We start from the raw sequence: 17928 nt of genomic DNA, 5'->3' as shown, positions 1-17928 counted from the left end.
GAGCATGCACTTTTTGTCTCGCATACTGACCGAGCCCACTGCTGAAGAAACCCTGACCGAACATAACGCCAAAATGTTCGGCTCACCCAAGGAACGGCTGGATTTCTATCGGCGGGAGATCCAGTACGAAACCAGCATCCTCGCCAACCGCACCGACGCCTATCTGGCGGCGCAATCGTTTCTGGTGATCGCCTTTGCGTCCTGCATGGCCAACCTCAACCCGGAGTGGGGCAAGTTGTTCACGCTGGTGGTGCCACCGTTTCTGGCACTCCTCGGGTTGCTTAGCTCGCTGAACGCCTGGCCGGGGATTCGCGCGGCGTACGACATCATCGATCACTGGCATTTCAAGCAGAGCCACTTGCTCCACAGCGAACCGCTGATGGGCCTGGCGTATGACGAGTCGCCGCTGTTCAGCGAGATGGAATCGAGCCACAAGGGTTATCGCAAGTCGCTGCTGTTTTCGGTACGCACGCCGTGGATCTTTGCGACGTTTTGGGTGTTGCTGGGGAGTTATGCGGTGTTTATTCAGGTGACCAATCCTGGGGGGTGATGGGCAGCTCTGGAAGAGCCCGGCCTATGTGGCCGGGCTTTTTCATTCGCTTGGATTTTGTGTTGCCATTCAGATCGATCCCCCTCACCCCAGCCCTCTCCCCCAAGGGGGCGAGGGGGAAGGGAGCAGATTTTTGTGCTGTTCAAAATCTGCGTTCGGCTCGGTACCTCAGGCCAAAGTCCGCGTTCAACTCGGAATCTCAGGTCGGCGTACCTCTACCATCCACCTCGGTCAGTTCCCTCTCCCTCTGGGAGAGGGCTAGGGTGAGGGGCTGTCAAGGTTCGCAGCGTAGTGAGCCGGTCCTCGTCGTATTCAAAAATCCGCATTCGACTCGGTATCTCAAGTCGGCGTATCCCGACCATTCACCTCGGTCAGTTCCCTCTCCCTCTGGGAGAGGGCTAGGGTGAGGGGCTTTTCTGCCTCACTCCACAGTTTCAAGCTCTCGACGCAGCGCCATCGAGTTTTGCGAAGACATCGGAATCGGCGGGAAGTCCTCGTTCAAGACACACAAATGGTCGATGGCATCTTCAAACATCAAATCGGCTTTCTTGCGCAGCGCTCGGTAGTGCTCGAATTGTTCGATGTCCAGATGTTCAACCTCAAGCAGCGCATTGGCCGCTCGATTGAGGGTGTGGGCGTTATCGAACAATTGACGATTGCGTTCCAGAGCCAGTGCTCTGCAAGCCTTGATTTGCGCAGGAGTCGAGCATTCTTTCATGACCGTGACCTTTTTCTTCAAGGATTCCGTTTCATAGGCGTAGCGCCGCAGGGGAACCGAACCTGCCGGGCCTCGCCGGACGTATCCGGCGAGGGGTTATGCTTGTGACTGCCGGTGATTAAGCAGGGATCCATTTTTTTACAGAAAAATGTTCGATCAATTAGTCGATAAAACTCGGGATTAAAAATCAGGATTTTTGTTTCTTGTGCTGCTCATAGCGAGCGAGGATCGGTTGTGTGCTGATGCCATGCAACAAAATGCTCAGCGCCACCACCGACAAGGTCAGGTCGGTACACAAGGTGGCGACGCTATCGGTCAGCCCGTGATTCAAGCCGTAAAACAGATAGAACAGGCTACCGATCCCGCGAATGCCGAACCAACCAATCAACAGCCGTTGGCGTCCCTCCAGCAATGCGCCCCAAGGCATCAACGCAACGCAGGCCGGGCGGATCAGGCAGAACAGCACGCCGCCCACCAGTAACGCCCGCCAATCCCAATGCGCCACCAGCACCACGCCGAGCAGGGTTACCAGAAACACTTCCATGGCGCGCTCGACCAGACCGCCGAATGACAGCATGTCGCCCATCATGATGCCGGCGGCGACCTGGTCACTCTCCAGCCGTTCCGTGTCGCCGTGCACCGCGTGCTGCGGCTCGACGTTCTGGTGGCCGACCACTGGTTGCACCAGATGCTCGGCGGGTGGCTGCCCTGCGCCGGTGGATTTCACTTCGACCTGACGCAGGCCCAGCCCGGCAGCAAACACCGACAGAAAGCCATAGCCGCCAATCGCCTCGGCGACGACATAGGCCAAGGCGATCAGTGACAACGCCAGATAGTCATTCGGACTGAGCGTGCTGTCGTCATTGCGGATACGTAGCGAAAGCGTCACCCGACCGATACCGCGCCCCATCCAGTAACCGGTGAGCAATCCTGCGGGTACCGCCCACAACAAGCTGCGCAAGACCCAACCCTGCCACTCGGCGGCAGAGCCATCGCCGTGGATCAACAACAAGCCGAGAATCACAAACGGAAAGGCCACCCCGTCATTCAGCCCGGCCTCACCCGACAGGCCGAAACGCACGCTGTCCACATCCCGCGCATCGTTGACCTGCACCAGCGCCGCCAGCACCGGATCGGTCGGCGCCAGAATCGCGCCGATCAACAGCGACGGCCCCCAGGGCAAGCTCAACGCAAAGTGCAGCAGCAGACAAACCCCGGCAATGGTCAGCACCATCACTGGCCCGGCGAGGCCAAAGGCGATTCGCCAACGCTTGTCACGCAGCGGCAGGCGCAGCTTCAGGCCGCAGACGAACAGGGAGAAGAGCACCGCGACTTCCGTCAGGTGCTCCATCCACAGCGAGGCGTCTTCCAGGGATAACTTCAGCAGATCGAGGCCACTGGGGCCGATGCCTATCCCCAGCAGCAGACAAACCGCCGAGGTGGTGACCGGCATCCAGCGCAGGTACGACGACGTCAGTGCCAGGGTCAACAGCACGGCGCCAAGCACCGCCACCCACACGATAAAACTCATGATCTGCCGCCCTCAGTGATTAATGACGGCCGCCTGCAGAGACCCTTTAGCTTCTGACGCCGCCCCTGTAGGAGCTGCCGCAGGCTGCGATCCTTTGACCTTGTTTTTAACATCCAAATCAAAAGATCGCAGCCTTCGGCAGCTCCTACAGTGCGTTTACTCACAGCATCGGTTTACCACCGGTCACGCCATAGCGCTGGCCGGTGATGTAACTGGCTTCGTCCGAGGCCAGCAGCACGTAGATCGGCGCCACTTCAACCGGTTGCCCAGGGCGGCCGAGCGGGGTGTTGCCGCCGAAGTTCTGCACTTCTTCATCGGGCATGGTCGAGACAATCAACGGCGTCCAGATCGGCCCCGGTGCCACGCAGTTCACGCGAATCTCTTTCGGCCCGAGCATCTGCGCCAGACCGCCGGTGAAGTTGGCAATCGCGCCTTTGGTGGTGGCGTAGGCGAGCAGGGTGGGTTTGGGCATGTCCGAGTTGATCGAACTGGTGTTGATGATCGACGCGCCGGCACGCATATGTTTGATCGCGGCCTGACACAAGCGGAAGATTGCGGTGATGTTGACGTCGAAGGTCATCACCCATTCCTCGTCGGGGATTTCTTCGAAGGTTTCGTGGGTCATCTGGAACGCGGCGTTGTTGACCAGCACATCGATGCGGCCGAAGCGTTCAACGGTCTTGTCGACCAAGGCCTGGCAATGGGCTTTTTGCGCGATGTCGCCCGGCAACAGCAGGCATTGGCGCCCGGCCTGTTCGACCCAGCGCGCGGTTTCCTGGGCGTCTTCATGTTCATTCAAGTAGGCGATGGCAACGTCGGCGCCTTCACGGGCGAAGGCGATTGCCACGGCGCGGCCGATGCCGCTGTCGGCGCCGGTGATCAGGGCGATCTTGCCGGCCAGCCGCCCGGAGCCGACGTAGCTTTGCTCGCCGCAGTCGGGGTAGGGCTGCATTTTGCCTTGCGCGCCGGGCACGGCTTGGGCTTGTGCGGGGAAGGGTGGTTTTGGATAGTCAGTCATCGCGGGTCTCCGAGGGCTCATGGCTTGTATGGGCGGTTGACCCGGTGTGTTTGCCGTGAGTTCGATCGGATTTACGCCGGTCTTCAGACTGAATAAAGAACCTGTGGGAGCTGGCTTGCCAGCGATAGCAATGTATCAGTCGACATTAATGTTGAATGTCAGACCGCTATCGCTGGCAAGCCAGCTCCCACAGGGTTTAGTGGTGTTCTCAGGTGTTGCGCTGAGTCAGGGCACGCTCCATGCGGGCGATGCCTTCTTCCAGCAGCGAGCGCGGGCAGCCGAAGTTCAGGCGTACGAACTGCTGGTGTTGATCACCGAAGTCCAGACCCGGGCTCAGCCCCACTTTGGCCTGTTCAAGGAAGAACTGCTGCGGGTTGTCCAGGTCCAGCGCCGAGCAATCCAGCCAGGCCAGATAGGTGCCCTGCGGCACGTTGATGGTCACGCCAGGCAAGCGGCTGCGCACCGCTTCAACCAGCCAGTCGCGATTGGCTTGCAGGTAGGTTTTCAGCTCGGCCAGCCACGGCACACCTTCGCTGTAAGCGACGCGGGTGGCCTCCATGCCCAGCGGGTTGACGCTGTCGACCATGCCGCAGCGGGCGTGATTGACGCGTTCGCGCAGGGCGGCGTTCTGAATGATCATGAACGAGGTCTTCAGGCCGGCGATGTTGTAGGCCTTGCTCGCCGACATCAGGGTGATGGTGCGCTCGGCGATCTCCGTGCTCAGCGATGCGGTCGGAATATGCACGCGACCGTCGAAGCACAGCTCGGCGTGGATCTCGTCGGAGATGATCCACGCCTCCTGCGCCGCACAAATGTCCGCCACCGCTTGCAGCTCTTCACGGCCAAACACCTTGCCGATCGGGTTGTGCGGATTGCTCAGAAGCAGCGCGCCGCCACCGTTCAGCGATTCACGCAACACGTCCAGCGGCGTCAGGTAAGTGCCGTCAGCCTGCGCGACGAATTCCAGCTCGACCTTGTTCAACCCCCAATGCCCCGGCGCGTGGCGCAGCGGCGGGTAGTTTGGCACTTGCACCACAACGTTCTGCTGCGGCTGCACCAGCGCCTTCAAAGCCATGTTGAAGCCCGACTCGACTCCCGGCAGGAAGATCAGCTCTTGCGGTTTGACCTTCCAGGCGAACTTTGCCCAGAGGTCGGCGACGATGGCTTCACGCAAGTTGTCCTGCGCCACGCTGTAACCCACCAGCGGATGCAGCAAACGTTGCTGCAATGCCTCGATCACCACCGGTGGCGCGGCGAAATCCATATCAGCGACCCACATCGGCAACACATCGGCCGAATAGCGGCTCCACTTGGTGCTGCCGGTGTTGTGGCGGTCGAATACCTGATCAAAATCGAAAGTCATGCGCGGTCTCGTGAAGGCGGGATTGGTCCTGCGGGCATGATAAACCCATGTCCCTTTGGAAACACACTCAAACCCTGTGGGAGCTGGCTTGCCAGCGATAGCGGTGGGTCAGTCACCATCATTGTTGGAGGAGCCGACGTCATCGCTGGCAAGCCAGCTCCCACAGGGTTTGCGGTTGTTAGCAGGAGTGCCGACAAACGGCCGACGGTCGGTTTTCACACATATCGTGTGGTCATTGTCTACAGTGAAAAGGTCGGCAGACGTTTGCCGCAACCGTGATTGTCCAGATAAAACCCGGCAGCAGTACCGGGTTCCACCTGATCAGGAGTGCACGATGGATCTCAGCCGTCGTCAGTTCTTCAAGGTCGCCGGTATCGGCCTTGCAGGCTCGAGCCTGGGCGCGTTGGGCATGGCCCCGACGCCAGCCTTCGCCGAGCAGGTGCGCCACTTCAAGCTTGCCCACACCCATGAAACCCGCAACACCTGCCCGTATTGCTCGGTCGGCTGCGGTTTGATCATGTACAGCCAGGGCGACACCGCGAAGAACGTAGCGCAAAGCATCATTCACATCGAGGGCGACGCCGACCACCCGGTCAACCGCGGCACCCTCTGCCCGAAAGGCGCAGGCCTGCTCGACTTCATTCACAGCCCCGGCCGTTTGCTCTACCCGCAAACCCGCAAGCCGGGCAGCAGTGAATGGACGCGGATCAGTTGGGACGAAGCGCTCGACCGCATCGCCGACCTGATGAAGACCGATCGCGACGCCAACTTCATCGAAAAAAATGCCAACGGGCAAACGGTGAATCGCTGGCTGAGCACCGGGTTCCTCGCCGCGTCGGCGGCGTCCAACGAAGCCGGTTACATCACCCAGAAGGTGATTCGCAGTCTCGGCATGCTGGGGTTCGATAACCAGGCGCGTGTCTGACACGGCCCGACGGTGGCAAGTCTTGCCCCGACGTACGGCCGTGGTGCCATGACCAATACCTGGACCGATATCGCCAACGCGAATCTGATCCTGGTGATGGGTGGCAACGCCGCAGAAGCGCATCCGTGCGGCTTCAAATGGGTGACCGAGGCCAAGGCGCACAACGCTGCGCGGCTGATCGTGGTTGATCCGCGTTTTACCCGGACCGCTTCGGTGGCCGACTATTACGCGCCGATCCGCACTGGCACCGACATTGCCTTCATGGGCGGTTTGATCAATTACCTGCTGACCGAGGACAAGATTCAGCACGAATACGTGCGCAACTACACCGACGTGTCGTTCATCGTCAAAGCAGGCTATGGCTTCGAAGACGGCATCTTCAGCGGTTACGACGTCGCCAAACGCAGCTACACCGACAAGTCCGGCTGGGGTTACGAACTGGGCGAGGACGGTTTCGTCAGAGTCGACCCGACTCTGCAGGATCCGCGTTGCGTCTATCAATTGATGAAGCAGCATTACAGCCGCTACAACATCGACCTCGCCAGCCAGATCTGCGGCATGCCGGTCGACGCCATGCAGAAAATCTGGGAAGAGATCGCCACCTGCTCGATCCCGGGCAAGACCATGACGATTCTCTACGCCCTCGGCTGGACGCAGCACTCGATCGGCGCGCAGATCATCCGCAGCGCGGCGATGGTGCAACTGCTGCTGGGCAACGTCGGCATGCCGGGCGGTGGCGTCAATGCCTTGCGCGGTCACTCGAACATTCAGGGACTGACCGACCTTGGCTTACTCTCCAACGCACTGCCGGGCTACCTGACCCTGGGCAGCGACATGGAGCAGGATTACGCCCAGTTCATCCACAAACGCACGCAGGTTCCGCTTAGACCCGGACAGCTTTCCTACTGGCAGAACTACAGCAAGTTCCACGTCAGCCTGATGAAGTCGTGGTACGGCGCCAACGCCACCGTCGAGAACAATTGGTGCTACGACCATTTGCCGAAACTCGACATCCCCAACTACGACGTCCTGAAGATGTTCGACCTGATGAGCCAGGGCAAGGTCAACGGCTACTTCTGCCAAGGCTTCAATCCGATCGCGGCACTACCGGACAAGAACCGCGTGATGGGCGCACTAGCCAAGCTGAAATGGCTGGTGGTGATGGACCCGCTGGCTACCGAAACTTCGGAGTTCTGGCACAACGTCGGGCCTTACAACGACGTGAAAAGCGCCGAGATCCAGACCGAAGTCATTCGCCTGCCGACCACTTGTTTTGCCGAAGAGGACGGCTCGCTGGTCAACAGCAGTCGCTGGCTGCAATGGCACTGGAAAGGTGCCGATGGCCCGGGCGAGGCGCAGACCGACATCCGCATCATGAGCGAATTGTTCCTGCGCCTGCGCAAGCGTTATCAGGCCGAGGGCGGCAAATTCCCCGATCCGCTGCTGAAACTGACGTGGCCGTACAAGATCCCCGACGAGCCTTCGCCGGAAGAGTTGGCCAAGGAAATCAACGGCAGCGCCGTGGCCGATTTCACCGATGCCACCGGCGTTGCGGTCAAGGCCGGCTCGCAACTGGCCGGATTCGGCTTGCTCAAAGATGACGGCAGCACCGCGTCTGGCTGCTGGATCTTCGCCGGCAGTTGGACCGAGGCCGGCAACCAGATGGCCCGCCGCGACAACGCCGATCCGTTCGGCATGCATCAGCATTTGGGCTGGGCATGGGCCTGGCCGGCCAACCGGCGGATTCTCTATAACCGCGCTTCGGCAGATGTCGCCGGTAAACCGTGGGACCCGAAAAAACGCCTGGTGTGGTGGAACGGCAAAGCCTGGGGCGGCACCGACGTGCCGGACTATAAGGCCGACGTACCACCGGAAGCCGGAATGAACCCGTTCATCATGAACCCCGAAGGCGTGGCGCGATTCTTCGCCGTCGACAAGATGAACGAAGGACCATTCCCCGAGCACTACGAGCCGTTCGAAACGCCGATCGGCATCAACCCGCTGCACCCGCAAAACAAGAAAGCCACCAGCAACCCGGCGGCGCGGATCTTCGATTCGGTCTGGGAAACCCTCGGCGAGGCCAAGGACTTCCCGTACGCCGGCACCAGCTACCGGTTGACCGAGCATTTCCACTTCTGGAGCAAGCACTGCAAGTTGAACGCAATTGCTCAACCGGAGCAGTTCGTCGAAATCGGCGAAGTGCTGGCGAAAGAGAAGGGCATTGCTGCCGGTGATCGCGTACGCGTCAGTTGCAAGCGCGGCTTTATCGAAGCGGTGGCAGTGGTGACGAAAAGGATCCGGCCGTTGCAGGTCAACGGCCAGGTCGTGCATCAGATCGGCATCCCGCTGCACTGGGGGTTCACCGGTTTGACGCGTCACGGTTATCTGACCAACACCTTGGTGCCGTTCCTCGGCGATGGCAACACACAGACCCCGGAATCCAAGTCATTCCTGGTCAACGTGGAGAAGCTCTAATGGAGAATCTTTAAATGGCCAGCCAAGACATCATTGCCCGCTCGGCCACTACCACCGTGCCGCCATCGGTGAGGAATCAGGAGGCGGTGGCCAAGCTGATCGACACCACCAAATGCATCGGCTGCAAGGCCTGTCAGGTCGCCTGCTCGGAATGGAACGAGCTGCGCGACGAAGTCGGCCACAACCACGGCACCTACGACAACCCGCAGGATCTGAGCGCCGAAACCTGGACGTTGATGCGCTTCACCGAGCATGAAACCGACGCCGGCAACCTCGAGTGGCTGATCCGCAAGGACGGCTGCATGCACTGCGCCGAGCCCGGTTGCCTGGCGGCGTGCCCAAGCCCCGGCGCGATCATCAAACACGCCAACGGCATCGTCGATTTCGATCAGGATCACTGCATCGGTTGCGGTTATTGCATCACCGGTTGCCCGTTCAACATTCCGCGCATTTCGCAGAAGGATCACAAAGCCTACAAGTGCACCTTGTGTTCCGATCGCGTGGCGGTAGGGCTGGAACCGGCCTGCGTGAAAACCTGCCCGACCGGGGCCATTGTGTTCGGCACCAAAGAAGACATGAAGGAACATGCCGCCGAACGCATCGTCGACCTGAAAAGCCGTGGCTTCGAAAGCGCTGGTCTGTATGACCCGGCAGGTGTCGGCGGCACGCATGTGATGTACGTGCTGCACCACGCCGACACGCCGACGATCTACGCCAATCTGCCGCAGGATCCGGCGATCAGCCCGTTGGTGGGCCTGTGGAAAGGCATCAGCAAACCCTTGGGCCTGTTGGCCATGGGCGCCGCGGTGCTGGCCGGGTTCTTCCATTACGTGCGTATCGGCCCGAATCGGGTGGAAGAGGATGAACACCCGACACCACCCGACACCTCGGTGCACGTCGTCGATCCGGCAGTGCACACCTTCGATCCACGCGGGGAGGAGCGGCCATGAGCAACAAGACGATCCTGCGTTACACCGCCAACCAGCGCACCAATCACTGGCTGGTGGCAATCCTGTTTTTCATGGCCGGGCTGTCCGGGCTGGCGTTGTTTCATCCGTCGTTGTTCTGGCTCAGCAACCTGTTCGGCGGCGGGCCGTGGACGCGGATTCTGCATCCGTACATGGGCATCGCCATGTTCGTGTTTTTCCTCGGACTGGTACTGAGTTTCTGGCGTGCCAACTTCTTCATCAGCAACGACGGCAAGTGGATGCGCCGCATTGACCGGGTGCTGGTCAACGATGAAGAAAGCGTGCCGCCGGTGGGCAAATACAACGCCGGGCAGAAGCTGCTGTTCTGGACTTTACTGCTGTGCATGCTCGGTTTGCTGTTTACCGGGCTGGTGATCTGGCGCGCCTGGTTCAGTGCGTATTTCGGCATCACCGTGATTCGCTGGGCGATGCTCCTGCATGCGCTGGCCGGGTTTATTCTGGTGCTGAGCATCATCATTCACATCTACGCCGGGCTGTGGATCAAGGGCTCGGTCGACGCGATGATGCATGGCTGGGTCAGCCGCGCCTGGGCGAAGAAACACCATGAACTCTGGTATCGCGACATCACCCGCGACGAACGCCAACCGGATGTGCCGGAACGACCGATCACCAAAAAGGGCTGACTCTTGCCAACCATTCTGGAACCTGGGGAAATTGAAGCGGCGGCGAGTTCGCCGCCGTTTCTGCATCTGCCGCCTTCGAACCTGTTTGCGCTGCGGGCTGATCGACTGGAGCAACTGGCCGAGGGGCATGCGCTGGCTGAATACCTGCGACTGATTGCCGGATTGTGCCGGGTGCAGCAGCAGGTTTTCGACGATCCACCGTTGACGGCGCCGTTCGATCAACAACGGATTGAAGCCTGTCAGCAGCATGGTTTGCCGCCGTTTGCCGCCGATACGTTGGTGCGCGAAGAGGGCTGGCAGGCTTACCTTGAAGCTTTGCTGCAGCGTTATGAACCTGCTGAGCAACCTGCCGTCATTGATGCGGTGACGACGTTGCGGGTCGCCAGTTCCGGCCAGTTACGCGCATGGGCCGTGGCGTTGGTCAGTGGTCAATATTCGATGGTACCGGCGCAACTGGTGCCGTTTCTCGGCGCAGCGCTGCAAGTGGCCTGGAGTCACTGGCTGCTAAGCGCTCCGAATCTGCAACTCAAACCCGGTGACAGCCTCAGTCAATGCCCGGCGTGCGGTTCACCGGCGATGGCCGGGGTCATTCGCCATCGCGGCAAGCACAATGGTTTGCGTTATCTGGTGTGTTCGCTGTGTGCCTGCGAATGGCATGTGGTGCGGGTCAAGTGCGTGTATTGCGAGTCGAGCAAAGGGCTTGATTATCTGAGCCTCGAGGACGATCGCCACGCTGCAAATCAGGCACCGCTGCGGGCGGAGGTCTGTCCGGGTTGTAACAGCTATTTGAAACTGGTGTATCTGGAAAACGATGCCGATGCCGAGGCGTTGTCGGCGGATCTCACCAGTTTGTTGCTGGACATGCGCCTGGCGCAGGACGGTTATCAGCGGCTGGCACCGAATCTGTTGCTGGCACCGGGAGACGAATGAACTGAGCGTCTACACTCTGGCGCAGTGATCTGTCTCCAGGAGTGGCTGATGTCCCTGCGGTTACCTTCCATTGATGGTCTGTTGCGTCATCCTGCGTGTGGGCCTTTACTTGAGCGTCACGGCCGTGAGTCGCTGCTGGCAAGTTTGCGTCAGTTGCTCGATGAACTGCGTTCCAGCGTGTTGAACGGGCAATTGTCAGCCGTCGAAATCAGCCCCGAAGTGCTTGCCGGCCGCGTCGGTGAACGTCTGGCCCAGCAACAGCGCAGCAACGTACGCCGCGTGTTCAACCTCACCGGCACCGTCTTGCACACCAATCTGGGCCGCGCCTTGTTGCCGGACGAAGCCATCGACGCCGTGCAAATGGCCGCGCGTTATCCGCTCAATCTGGAATTCGATCTGGCCAGCGGCAAACGCGGTGATCGTGATGATCTGATTGAAAGCCTGATCCGCGAACTGACCGGCGCCGAAGCCGTTACCGTGGTCAACAACAATGCCGCCGCCGTGCTGCTGACGCTCAACAGTCTGGGCGCGCGCAAGGAAGGCATCATTTCCCGTGGCGAGCTGATCGAAATCGGCGGCGCCTTCCGCATCCCCGACATCATGGCCCGTGCCGGTGTGCGTCTGCACGAAGTCGGCACGACCAATCGCACCCACGCTCGCGACTATGAAGCGGCGATCAACCCACGCAGCGGTTTGATCATGCGCGTGCATGCGAGCAACTACAGCATCGAAGGTTTTACCGCTCGCGTGCCGACTGCTGAACTGGCCGAGCTGGCCCATCGACACGGCTTGCCGTTGCTGGAAGACCTGGGCAGCGGCAGCCTGCTGGATCTGACCCGTTGGGGGTTACCGGACGAACCGACAGTGCGTCAGGCGCTGCTGGATGGCGCGGATATCGTCACCTTCAGCGGCGACAAATTGCTCGGTGGCCCGCAGGCCGGGTTGATCGTCGGGCGTAAAGAGCTGATCGCGAAGATCAAGAAGAACCCGTTGAAACGCGCGCTGCGGGTGGACAAGTTGACTTTGGCGGCGCTGGAAGCGGTGCTCGGGTTGTATCGTGATCCCGATCGCCTCGCTGAACGTCTGCCGAGTCTGCGCCTGTTGACCCGCCCGCAGGCTGAGATCTTCGCCCAGGCTGCACGGTTGCAACCGGCGCTGGCTGAAGTGTTGGGGGAAACCTGGCATATCAGCGCCGTGCACGCCTTGGGCATGATCGGCAGCGGCAGCCAACCGGTGGCGCGTCTGCCGAGTGCAGCGTTGTGTTGTCGCCCGCAAGTCTCCAAGCGCTTGCGCGGGCGTTGCCTGTTGAATCTGGAAGCGGCGTTGCGCGCCTTGCCGATCCCGGTGCTCGGTCGTATCGACGACGATGCACTGTGGCTGGATCTGCGCCAACTCGACGATGAGCCGGCGTGGCTCGGGCAATTGCCGCAGTTGCAGGTCGATTCGTGATTGTCGGCACGGCGGGGCACATCGACCACGGCAAGACCTCGTTGCTGCAAGCCCTGACCGGACAAACCGGCGATCGCCGCCCGCAGGAGCGCGAGCGGGGGATGACCATCGACCTTGGCTATCTCTATGCCGAACTCGCACCCGGCGCCGGCCTGACCGGGTTTATCGACGTCCCCGGCCACGAGAAATTCACCCACAACATGCTCGCCGGCGCGCAAGGCATCGACTTGGTGTTGCTGGTAGTTGCCGCCGATGACGGCGTGATGCCGCAGACCCGCGAGCATCTGGCGATTGTCGAATTGCTCGGCATCCCGCGCGCTTTGGTGGCGATCACCAAATGCGACCGGGCCGAGGCGGGCAGGGTGGAAGAGGTGCAGCGGCAGGTGCTGGACCTGCTCGCTCCGGGGCCGTTTGCCGAGGCGCCGATCCTGACAGTGTCGAGCCTGAGCGGGCAGGGCGTTGAGGCCTTGCGCGAGCTGCTGGTGCAGACGCAAAACGAAGTGCACGAACGCAGCCGTGAAGGTGGTTTTCGTTTGGCCATCGACCGCGCGTTCAGCGTTACCGGTGCCGGCATTGTGGTGACCGGCACGGCGTTGTCGGGCACGGTTGCCATCGGCGACAAGCTCATCCTCGGGCCTTCGGGGAAATCGGTGCGGGTGCGAGGTTTGCACGCCCAAAATCAACCCGCCGAACAGGCCTTTGCCGGCCAGCGAGTGGCGTTGAACCTCAGCGGCGAACGCCTTGAACTGGCGCAGATCCATCGCGGCCAGTGGTTACTCAGCGAGTGGCTGCACGCGCCGACGCAGCGGGTCGACATCGACTTTCAACTGTTACCCGGTGAACGCACTTTCGAACACTTCCACCCGGTGCACGTGCACCTCGGCACGCAGGATGTGATTGCACGGGTGGCGTTGCTCGAAGGCCCGCGCCTCAGTCCCGGCGAACACATGTTCGCGCAACTGCTGATCAATGCGCCGGTGCACGCGGTGAAAGGTGATCGGCTGATCCTGCGCGACCAGAGCGCACAACGCACCTTGGGCGGCGGCCAGGTCCTCGACCCGTTCGCCCCGGCGCGACAGCGTCGTAGCCCGGAACGTCTAGCGCAATTGCGCTCCTTGGTCTCGGGCGACGAGTTCGAACAGGTCCTGCCCGTGTTGCTCAACTACAGTGCGGGCGGTCTCGACCCGCTGAGGCTCGAACGTCAGTTCAATCGCCCGCGCTCGACGTGGGCATTAGCGGAAAACGTACGCCTGATCGACACGCGCCAAGGCAAGGTGCTGTTTAACGTGCAGCGCTGGGCACAACTGAAGTTCACTCTGCTGGAACAACTCGCGCAGTTCCATGAACTGGAGCCCGACCAGATGGGCCCGGATCGCGATCGCCTGCGCCGCTTCAGCGGCTTGGCATTGGAGCGCTCGACGTTTGTCAGTTTGCTGGATGAATTGCTCACCGCCGGATCGATTCAGGCAAGCGGGCCGTGGCTGCATTTGCCGGATCATCAAGTGCGCTTGAATGCTGAGGACGAAAGCCTCTGGCTGCAACTGCAACCGCTGTTCGAACAGGCCGGTTTCGACCCGCCATGGGTGCGCGACATCGCGAAAATGCTCGGTCAGGACGACGCCGTCGTGCGCCTGCTGCTGCGCAAACTGGCGCGGCTCGGTCTGATGCATCAAGTGGTACGCGACCTGTTCTTGAGTGACGTGCAACTGCGCCAAATGGCCAACGTGTTGCTCCAACTGGCCAGGGAAAATCCGCAGATCCAGGTGACAACCTTCCGTGATGCGCTAGGCTTGGGTCGCAAACGCTGCATTCAGTATCTGGAATATTTCGACCGCGTCGGCCTGACCCGACGCATAGGCGAATCCCGCCAGATCCGCCCCGACAACGCGCTGGCCCACGCCTGCGCACAATAAGTTCAAGGAAGGCAATCGCGCCCGGTGGCGCGGCCGGGCTTCAAACCCGGTTGGGGACGGCATCCGTTCCCGGGCAGGTTCGACTCCGGCTGCCTTCCGCCAGTTTGCCAAGATCAAAAGATCGCAGCCTTCGGCAGCTCCTACATAGACCGGTGTAGGAGCTGCCGAAGGCTGCGATCTTTTGGTTCGGAATGCTTGAAAGACCTGGTCTGGCCCCGTTTAGTCACGATTCAAACGGGGCAACGGTTTTTATGTTGATCATTCCCACGCGCAGTAAAGGAATGCAGCCAGGGACGCTCTGCGTCCCATCCAGAGCCGAACGCGGAGCGTCCGTTGAGGCATTCCCACGCAGAGCGCGGGAACGATCATCGAGGGCCGCTACTGCGGCAACTGCAGATTATCCATCACCCGATTCACCGCCAGCTCCCCCAGCATGATCAGTTGCGCAATACCCAGCAGCGTTCTGCGCTGCGACGCGGGTATGAGGTGGGCGAAGTCATGGGCGATGGTTCTGGCGGAGGCGAGAGTTTCGCTGGCGTCGGCCAGCAGTTCCTCGTTTTTGAAGTCTGCGGTAACGGCGTACATCCTGCGGGTCTTACGCGGCGGTGGGGTCGAACCGGGTGGACAGAGATAGTGATCAAGCGCACGTTCGGCGGCGTCGTTGAGTTTTTTGGAGTCGTGGGATTCGTAGGGGGAGGCGAGGTCGGTTTCAGGCGGGTTGGGTGTTGGTTTTATCATCGGTAAAGCCTCTAGAGTAATGAAGCTACCACCGTTCGCTGCTAACGAAGGAGGTGGCGGCTGTACGCGGGTTAGCAGACCAGGACTCTAGAACCCGGCGCACCGAAGTGCCCCACGCAAAGCCGCCATAACGGCAACGGACTTTATGCGTCTAGAGAAAACCCCGGGCTGCTAAACCCGATCACTGACAATCAGCGACCGACCCACAATAGAACCCGCCCCCAAAGCGCACAAGCCGGCGGATTCTGGCGTAGCTGTAGGCAATGGCGCAAGGATGTGTAGCCTCGAAGGCGTGTCTGGAGGTGTCTTTTAAACGCCTGAGTTTAAAAAGCGATTTGCGCTGACTTCACTGGCCCCTTCGCGAGCAAGCTCGCTCCCACATTTGAAATGCGTTTCCCTGTGGGAGCGAGCTTGCTCGCGAAAGGGCCATCCCGGTCAGCAAAAAATCTCGATCAAGCCCGCTGTTTAACTCACTTGTTAAATAAATCCGTCCCCTTATCTTTTCGTCCCCTTATCTTTTGAGTTCAGTAGAAAACTCACGATTAAAACCCCTCTGTTTAAATCATTGGCAAAAGCTGGAAGGCTTCTTGCGGTAGCTGTGAGCCCGCTCTGGATATCAAAAGTTTGCTTTGAAGGAAGGGCTGGTAAATAAATGCGTCCACTTTTCCCTTCAAGCTATTTATTGATTAATTTCAAGTACTAAAACCTCATTTGATGCATGGTGGCATACAAATAGCAGCTTTCCATCCGGGCTGAAGGTCAGACTAATGGGTTGGGCTTCTACCTGAAGTGTATCAATGACCTCAAGAGTGGACGCGTCTACGACTGAGATCATCGTGGAGCCCCTATTGCATATGTAAATACGCTGGCCGTTCGGACTAACGACGGTTCCGTACGGATACGCTTGCACAGTAATCGTACCGATTACTGAAAACGATTCTATGTCGATAATATCCACCTTGGGCAGTAGAAGGCTGCATACCAGAATTCGCTTTCTATCGGGATGCATCGTCAATACATAGGGCGCTGGATTTACCGGGATTTCTGCGATCACTGACAAATCCCTACGATCAATCACCGAGACGGTATTAGAGTTTGCATTTGAGACGTAGAGTCGATCACCTGATGGGTTGATAATAATGTGGTTAGGACAAGACCCGACCGAAATGCGATTTATCTCAGTCTGACTTTGCATATCGATTTCTGCCACCGCTGAAGATCCCCGACAAGTCATGTATGCGCGCGAGTTGTCGGGGGCAAATACGACAGAGTGGGAATGGGGAACGGCTTCAATGTTTAGTCTATTGACTAGTGATCGAGTTTGGACGTTGAAACGATCGACGGAGGTTTCGTCGAAATTTGTCAGATAGGCGTAAGCGCCATCCGAACTTATAGCAACAGTGCATGGATATGTATCCGTTTTCAAAGTTTCAACAATGACTAGTGATTGTGTGTCAATGATCACAACTTCTCTCGTGTCAGCAATAGTTACATATAGCTCCAGGCCGTCTGGAGTCATATCTAGCCACACCGCAGAGTTGTTTAAGATGATTTTTCCAGAAGTCCCAGGAGTTCGAATGTCAACTGATGCTTGGGCAAGGAAGTTGTTGACTCTTGCAGTTAGGCTGTATTTTCCAGGATTAGCATGACCTTTTATTCTGCTGACATTAATGTCACCTGCTAAATCCGTATGAAAGGTGCGTGACTGGCCACTTCCGTCGGCAAATGTAAACCCCTCTGGTAGCGTCAAGCAGACCGGAGTATTCGGAACTGCGATGCCATCGACAGCAGTTCGTAACTGTAGCCGCACATCTCTAAGGCGTGCAGCAGGGGCAATAGTATAAATAGCGTCTGTAAAGCTCAGTACATAAGGCTCCATGGCCTTGACGATATACGTGCGCAGCGGAAAACTCAGCGCCAGGTTTTCATCCATGCTGCGGTCCGGAGTTGCCATGAAAGACACGTTGAGTGGGCTGAGATCCTTTAACGACTGCAGGTCAGCCAAAGGCAAGGATGCATCGAGATAACCTTGCGATATCCAGGTCCCGTTCACGGCATTACCTGACCCTCTCCACACTACGCGCTTGTACTCGGTATCATCTTTTTTGGTGCCCTGTATCTCCATCCAGACACGCTGGCCACTGGCGATGTGCGGCCAGAAACCGCCACGAAGAGTGGCCGCAGCAGTGAGCGTCGACACATCCAGCTCAGTGCCGTCACCACCGCCGGCGGCCTGAATAATCTTCGGCGAATGCGAAAGATCCACGCGCAGTTGCAACACCGCCAGCGTAAGAGTCCGCGAGTCTTTCGGATCCTGGGTGGCGCGTGTCACGGAGTAGTTCAGCGTGATTGACTTGGCGAGGTTGAACGCAAGCACCGAAACGGCCAGCGGTATTTCTTGCGGGCCGACAGTGGTGACCGGCCATGGATCCGTGGTGTGTGAGCCGGCAGGCAACGTTCCGGTAGCGCCGATCCAGCGGACGATAATCTTGTCACCGACCAGCATGCCGACATAGTTGATCACCGCCGTCAGTGCGCTCTGAGCATTGAGCGGGTCGAGGCTGCTGTCGTTCGGGGCTTGCTTGATCTTCGGCTCTGTCAGATCCAGCGCCACGCCGACACTGAACTTCAACGTATCCGAATAACTCGTCCCGCCCGCCGCGCGTTTGATCTCGTATTTGACCTCGACCGTTCCGCCTTCATTGC

The 17928-nt window shown here is 59.4% G+C and carries 13 protein-coding genes and 1 tRNA gene; 8 read left to right on the top strand and 6 right to left on the bottom strand.

What is annotated here, in order from left to right:
- Positions 1 to 13 precede the first annotated feature (13 nt).
- Positions 14 to 550 (top strand): hypothetical protein, encoded by a 537-nt coding sequence (locus tag ACM6IN_RS00070; protein ID WP_007914867.1) that lies wholly within the window; start codon positions 14 to 16, stop codon positions 548 to 550.
- A gap of 421 nt (positions 551 to 971) precedes the next feature.
- On the opposite strand, the gene ACM6IN_RS00065 is transcribed toward ACM6IN_RS00070, so the two are convergent.
- From ACM6IN_RS00065 to ACM6IN_RS00050, 4 genes are all read right to left on the bottom strand, one after another.
- A complete protein-coding gene (locus tag ACM6IN_RS00065) occupies positions 972 to 1268 on the bottom strand; it encodes a hypothetical protein (RefSeq protein WP_095113281.1) in 297 nt (98 codons plus the stop codon).
- 187 nt (positions 1269 to 1455) lie between these two features.
- Positions 1456 to 2799, bottom strand: coding sequence for a cation:proton antiporter (locus ACM6IN_RS00060; RefSeq protein ID WP_414915125.1), 1344 nt, complete (start codon positions 2797 to 2799; stop codon positions 1456 to 1458).
- Between the two features lie 160 nt (positions 2800 to 2959).
- The gene (locus tag ACM6IN_RS00055; RefSeq protein WP_414915124.1) at positions 2960 to 3817 is read right to left on the bottom strand and encodes a glucose 1-dehydrogenase; all 858 of its coding nucleotides are present in this window, start codon (positions 3815 to 3817) and stop codon (positions 2960 to 2962) included.
- A 208-nt stretch (positions 3818 to 4025) separates the two neighbouring features.
- Positions 4026 to 5180 carry a MalY/PatB family protein gene (locus tag ACM6IN_RS00050; protein WP_414915123.1) on the bottom strand — a complete coding sequence of 385 codons (1155 nt, stop codon included), beginning with the start codon at positions 5178 to 5180 and terminating at the stop codon, positions 4026 to 4028.
- 334 nt (positions 5181 to 5514) lie between these two features.
- Here ACM6IN_RS00050 and fdnG point away from each other — a divergent pair, with 334 nt between their 5' ends.
- The 7 genes from fdnG (at position 5515) to ACM6IN_RS00015 (ending at position 14586) form a co-directional block, all read left to right on the top strand.
- Positions 5515 to 8580: a formate dehydrogenase-N subunit alpha gene (gene fdnG / locus ACM6IN_RS00045; protein WP_414915122.1), complete on the top strand. Its 3066-nt coding sequence runs from the start codon at positions 5515 to 5517 to the stop codon at positions 8578 to 8580.
- Between the two features lie 14 nt (positions 8581 to 8594).
- Positions 8595 to 9530, top strand: coding sequence for a formate dehydrogenase subunit beta (gene fdxH / locus ACM6IN_RS00040; RefSeq protein WP_414915121.1), 936 nt, complete (start codon positions 8595 to 8597; stop codon positions 9528 to 9530).
- Positions 9527 to 10192 carry a formate dehydrogenase subunit gamma gene (locus ACM6IN_RS00035; protein ID WP_414915120.1) on the top strand — a complete coding sequence of 222 codons (666 nt, stop codon included), beginning with the start codon at positions 9527 to 9529 and terminating at the stop codon, positions 10190 to 10192. Before fdxH ends, ACM6IN_RS00035 begins: the two co-directional genes overlap by 4 nt.
- Before the next feature lie 3 nt (positions 10193 to 10195).
- Entirely contained in the window at positions 10196 to 11122 is a 927-nt protein-coding gene (gene fdhE, locus ACM6IN_RS00030; protein WP_414915119.1) for a formate dehydrogenase accessory protein FdhE, read from the top strand.
- A 45-nt stretch (positions 11123 to 11167) separates the two neighbouring features.
- Positions 11168 to 12571: an L-seryl-tRNA(Sec) selenium transferase gene (gene selA / locus ACM6IN_RS00025; RefSeq protein ID WP_414915228.1), complete on the top strand. Its 1404-nt coding sequence runs from the start codon at positions 11168 to 11170 to the stop codon at positions 12569 to 12571.
- On the top strand, positions 12568 to 14484 hold the full coding sequence (gene selB, locus ACM6IN_RS00020; protein ID WP_414915227.1) for a selenocysteine-specific translation elongation factor: 1917 nt from the start codon (positions 12568 to 12570) through the stop codon (positions 14482 to 14484). Before selA ends, selB begins: the two co-directional genes overlap by 4 nt.
- A 6-nt stretch (positions 14485 to 14490) precedes the next feature.
- Positions 14491 to 14586, top strand: a tRNA-Sec gene (locus tag ACM6IN_RS00015).
- A gap of 276 nt (positions 14587 to 14862) precedes the next feature.
- Here the strand turns inward: ACM6IN_RS00015 and ACM6IN_RS00010 are convergent.
- Positions 14863 to 15222 (bottom strand): DUF6124 family protein, encoded by a 360-nt coding sequence (locus ACM6IN_RS00010; RefSeq protein ID WP_414915118.1) that lies wholly within the window; start codon positions 15220 to 15222, stop codon positions 14863 to 14865.
- 679 nt (positions 15223 to 15901) lie between these two features.
- Positions 15902 to 17928, bottom strand: a 2027-nt coding sequence (locus ACM6IN_RS00005; RefSeq protein ID WP_414915117.1) for a YncE family protein, incomplete at its 5' end; no start/stop codon positions are given.

Origin of the sequence: Pseudomonas sp. IT-P395 (assembly GCF_949767675.1) — a bacterium.
Taxonomy (GTDB): domain Bacteria; phylum Pseudomonadota; class Gammaproteobacteria; order Pseudomonadales; family Pseudomonadaceae; genus Aquipseudomonas.
The sequence above is the reverse complement of the archived record's forward strand: the minus strand, read 5'-3'. Positions and strand labels throughout refer to the sequence as shown.

Excerpts from the sequence above, each read along its gene's own strand:
- ACM6IN_RS00065 (WP_095113281.1), bottom strand. The coding sequence starts at position 1,268 with ATGAAAGAATGCTCGACTCCTGCGCAAATCAAGGCTTGCAGAGCACTG.
- ACM6IN_RS00060 (WP_414915125.1), bottom strand. The coding sequence starts at position 2,799 with ATGAGTTTTATCGTGTGGGTGGCGGTGCTTGGCGCCGTGCTGTTGACC.
- ACM6IN_RS00055 (WP_414915124.1), bottom strand. The coding sequence starts at position 3,817 with ATGACTGACTATCCAAAACCACCCTTCCCCGCACAAGCCCAAGCCGTG.
- ACM6IN_RS00050 (WP_414915123.1), bottom strand. The coding sequence starts at position 5,180 with ATGACTTTCGATTTTGATCAGGTATTCGACCGCCACAACACCGGCAGC.
- fdxH (WP_414915121.1), top strand. The coding sequence starts at position 8,595 with ATGGCCAGCCAAGACATCATTGCCCGCTCGGCCACTACCACCGTGCCG.
- ACM6IN_RS00035 (WP_414915120.1), top strand. The coding sequence starts at position 9,527 with ATGAGCAACAAGACGATCCTGCGTTACACCGCCAACCAGCGCACCAAT.
- ACM6IN_RS00010 (WP_414915118.1), bottom strand. The coding sequence starts at position 15,222 with ATGATAAAACCAACACCCAACCCGCCTGAAACCGACCTCGCCTCCCCC.